At 44.1% G+C, this 3,410-nt stretch carries 4 protein-coding genes; 1 reads left to right on the forward strand and 3 read right to left on the reverse strand.

Annotated elements, in window-relative coordinates; genetic code table 11:
- The 3 genes from H6G41_RS34290 to H6G41_RS34300 all read right to left on the reverse strand — a co-directional run.
- Nucleotides 1-338 (reverse strand): hypothetical protein (locus H6G41_RS34290; RefSeq protein ID WP_199316474.1); only part of this gene is annotated, 338 nt, incomplete at its 3' end.
- An 84-nt stretch (nt 339-422) separates the two neighbouring features.
- A complete protein-coding gene (locus H6G41_RS34295) occupies nt 423-1,322 on the reverse strand; it encodes a hypothetical protein (RefSeq protein ID WP_190752831.1) in 900 nt (299 codons plus the stop codon).
- A gap of 441 nt (nt 1,323-1,763) precedes the next feature.
- Entirely contained in the window at nt 1,764-1,943 is a 180-nt protein-coding gene (locus H6G41_RS34300) for a hypothetical protein (protein ID WP_190752833.1), read from the reverse strand.
- 167 nt (nt 1,944-2,110) lie between these two features.
- Between H6G41_RS34300 and H6G41_RS34305 the strand changes: the two genes are divergently transcribed.
- The gene (locus H6G41_RS34305; RefSeq protein WP_190752835.1) at nt 2,111-3,148 is read left to right on the forward strand and encodes a hypothetical protein; all 1,038 of its coding nucleotides are present in this window, start codon (nt 2,111-2,113) and stop codon (nt 3,146-3,148) included.
- The last annotated feature ends 262 nt before the right edge of the window (nt 3,149-3,410 follow it).

Below are 3,410 nucleotides of genomic sequence, written 5' to 3' on the forward strand. Positions count from 1 at the left end.
TTCCCCTCTTCTTGGGATGCTTGCCAAATAATCTGATTCCATTGTTCCCATAGTTGCGACCAAGTTTGAGCTAATTTTGCTAAAGAAGTTGGTCGTTCTTGGCTTGTTTTTACCTGTTCTACTGTTTGAGATGGAGTGATGATTTGAGTTAAAGTTTCCTGGGTATTCGCTTGCAGTTGAGCAAATGCAGTTTCTCGCTGTTCTTTGGATAAAACCACAAATAAGGAGTCGAGTAGCTGGGAAATTTCACCTTCGGTAAGTGCTTCAAGGATGCGCGAACCAACAGAGGCTTCTTGTTTAAGATTACCCTGATAATTGCTCTGGCTGTTTTTTGGCATCTCCTAAATCCCCTTAGCATTACATAAATAGCCTATTTCAACCAGAGGTAACGAGCAGAACTGTCAAATATTATTTAACAAACGTCAACCTTGAATTTCCGACTCCAGCACCCTCAACACCTTCTCCTCCAACCCCGTCAAATAAGCCCGCTTCAGCTTCCCCAAAGACTCCAAAAACCTCTGCACCGATTCCTCAAGCCCACTGGAGTACACCCGTGAAATACGCTCGCATATCTCTTGCATCTGCTGACAATCCTCATGTAGATATTCATAAGACTTCAGATGCTTCAGCCCAAGGGTCAGTTCTCCATCCCAAGTCCTCACGGTGCAACTGAAGTCGTTTACTTGAGTGACAATCGCCCAGCAACCGCCTTTGCCCCTGAGTTCGGGATTGTCTTTGGCTAAGATTTGGCAGACTTCACCCAACTGGTAGGTGTTGGGTATTTGGGTACGTTCCATAATGCGTTGCACTATACCTTTGACGATTTTTCCAGTTGGTACTTTTCCACCAGCTTTCTGTACTGCCTGTTGCCAAACTTCCTGTTGCTGCTGGGGTTCTAGCTTAGTGAGTGGGCGAATTTGTCCTTCTGCTGTTGGCAATTTGTGATCAAATTGATCACATTTTTCAACCAAGTTATCAAAAACAACAGTTGCATCCATTAGAAGATAAGACTGGCGGCGGCTATGCCCAAATCTATCGCGGCAATATTCCTCAAATGTGCGGTGGGTTGAACGGTACAGTCTGCGCTCGCGCAATTCTGCTAATGCCTTACCAGCCTCAAAAAATGCCCGTTCTACCTTGCGTTCGAGGTGCAAGCGATCGCTCTGTTCTTCTGGGGTTAATTCTGGAACTTCAACAGCAGGAACATCGATGGTTACTACATCTTGATTGTCCTGGGAAGAGATATTTTGTGGGTTAACTGTTGGTTGTAAGTCACTGGATGTAGAGGTGGCTTTTTTGCGCTTACGGGGTGGGTTGTTCATTTATCCACCTCTTCTAGCTCAAGTGATGGCAAGATTGATACGTTAATTTGAGCAGGAACAAAAATACTTAAGTAGTTACACAAATGTGCGAATGGAGTGTTCGCTCTCAAGCGTTTCCGCTCGCCTAGTGTCTTTGTAGGGGAAGGAGAGCAGAATGTAGGCGGAGCCTTCCAGCAGGGTAGCAATCACAAGGATTTTGTATTGCTCTGCTAAATGTCATTTTGCTGGCAATGACGGTAAATATTTCTGCTCATTGACTTATAATGCCTCCTCATTAGGTGTTAACCATACTAATACTGAAATTAGCTTTAATTTACTCAAAGTCGGTTCCATTAGAGTATCTAGTATCTGTTTGCCTCAATTTATGTAAATATGACCTACTATTTACAGTTTCTACTGCTGCTGAAATGAAGTTACAGCGTAAAGATTGATGACTTAAGGTCATGCATCCTTGAATTCTCCACTCTTCCTAGCGCGTTCTAGCTCTTCTTCGCAAATAACTTCTATCAAATTTGATAGAGAACGCTTCCGAATCTTGGCTAACCGTTCCAAGTCAGACTTTAATGCTTCATCCAAATAAAGCGACATTCGCTTTTTGGCTGTAACCACCGATAACACCATAGCACTACTCCAAAACTATACTCCCTTCATTATAGCATGAGGGTAACGCTACCTTAGCATAATAAAAATGTTTAAGTAGCATTAAAGTAGTGCTACCATATAAATAAAGAAAGCGCTCCCGACTGCGAATCTTGAGCGCCTTCTGTCCTTTTAGAGACTCATCAATCATGACATATACAACTTATAGCCATCAACAGCTGCAACACAAATCCATAGCTCGGCTCAAGCAAATCTATTGTGAAGTCGGCTGCACAGTTGAGGTACTTGACAAGCGGTGCAAGGATGCTTGGATGAGTGCGATCGCCGATTATCAGGCAATCAGAGTTGAGACAGCCGTTAATCCTACCCCTGACGAACAAGCACTTGCCCAAGCCGAACTTGACCAGTACATTGCAGACCAAGCCGAAACCATAGCTCCACAACTGACCACAGTAGAAATCAACTGCTACCACTACGAAGTTTACGCACTCAAGCAACTGGTCGCTTACATTGCCTACGACTATGACGAGTTTGTTACGCAACCTTGGGTAGTTATGGTGAATGGTGAAGAGATTTTCCGGGATACCACAATCGCCCGATGCCAACGATTCATCGAATGGCAGCACAAGGATGGAAAACTTAACCCACAAACTGAAACCGAAGTACCAGAAGCCCCAACAATTTTAGAAATCTCATTTTATGACCAAGAGGCATTTGTTGGGGATGAATTGGTAGCGAGTATTAGCTACGACCACGGCAATTACCAGAATTTATACTGGCGGGTAATGATTAACGGTATTGAGATTTTCCGCGACATCAGTCCGGCTAGATGCCACAGCTATATTAAACAGCAGTACCAGCAAGGCAAACTACCATTGCAAGAGCAGCTAGAACCTGAAGAACCCTGGGCTACTGGAAACGAAATCATGGCTGAGATTTTCAGCGCGTGCGAGAACTATGGGTTTGAAATGCTGGACGATGGCATTTACCAGAGTGATGTGAAATTGGGTGAAGTAGGATGCACTGATGGTCGCTGGTGGGTAGTACGTGCAGCACAGGACAATCAACGTATTCCATGTAACTCGGCAGCAGATGCTGTGCAGTTGTTGTCCGAGAGCGCAGCTGATGAATATTTGGGATACAGGCTTCTTGAACACCTCAGCCCTAAAGAATGGCGATCGCTGCTTTCTGGCGCAGCCCAAGGTCAAAAATTGCTAACAGTCTAAAACCAACTGTGGGCAGCAATTTTCACTGCTGCTCACTCCAATTTATTTTCCGACACCACACAGTGCGTGAGCATAGCTCAAGGGGAGCAAGTGTGTCTTGTTGGCATAGCAAACACACTACTAAAAGAAGTTTCTGCTAATACTTTTCAAATTTATTAACTAGAGCAATTTTATGACACCAGTATTTACATTTGAACTGGCTCAACAGTTGCACAACAGTAACCAGATTATAGATTTTGACTGGGCTTGGTCAGTGCTTGGA

Origin of the sequence: Tolypothrix sp. FACHB-123 (assembly GCF_014697075.1) — a bacterium.
In the GTDB taxonomy this organism is placed as follows: Bacteria; Cyanobacteriota; Cyanobacteriia; order Cyanobacteriales; family Nostocaceae; genus Aulosira.